The sequence below is a fragment of the Halomonas sp. ND22Bw genome (assembly GCF_003011945.1).
In the GTDB taxonomy this organism is placed as follows: Bacteria; Pseudomonadota; Gammaproteobacteria; order Pseudomonadales; family Halomonadaceae; genus Halomonas; species Halomonas halophila.
The window spans coordinates 1-409 of the sequence record NZ_PXWD01000240.1 but is presented as its reverse complement, the minus strand read 5'-3'; the positions used below and the strand labels follow the sequence as shown (position 1 = coordinate 409).

1 protein-coding gene is annotated in these 409 nt (G+C 63.1%); it reads right to left on the bottom strand.

All coding sequences use genetic code 11. The features are described from left to right. Positions 1 to 13: 13 nt before the first annotated feature. A complete protein-coding gene (locus CVH10_RS17860) occupies positions 14 to 319 on the bottom strand; it encodes a DUF3253 domain-containing protein (RefSeq protein ID WP_106489358.1) in 306 nt (101 codons plus the stop codon). Positions 320 to 409 lie beyond the last annotated feature (90 nt).

Here is a 409-nt window from a genome sequence, read left to right as displayed (position 1 = left end):
GATATCTTCGAGGTTAGTCGTCATCGTCCTGGTCGACGACCGGCGGACGGCGGCTCAGCGCCAGGGCGGCCTCTTCCGGCGTGGCCTGGCGCAGGCGCGTAACCCCCTTGAAGTCGTCGGGATCGACGGCCTTGCCCTTTTTGGTGATGGTCAGCTTGCCTTGACGCATCAGGGTCAAGGCGGCGGCGCGCACCTTGGGCAGCATCCGCTGCCACTGTTCGGGCTGTAGCGTCTTGGCCACTTCGGCGGGCTCGATGCTCTTGCCCGGCTCGAGGGAGGCGATTTTATTCAGGATTGCGGTTTCGATCGGATCGCTCATTGCGCCTATATGCTGCACCGCACGCCCAGAAGTAAGGCCGAGTCTGCATGCCGAAGAAAATCACCATCACCGAGGGCGAGTTCGCCGGGT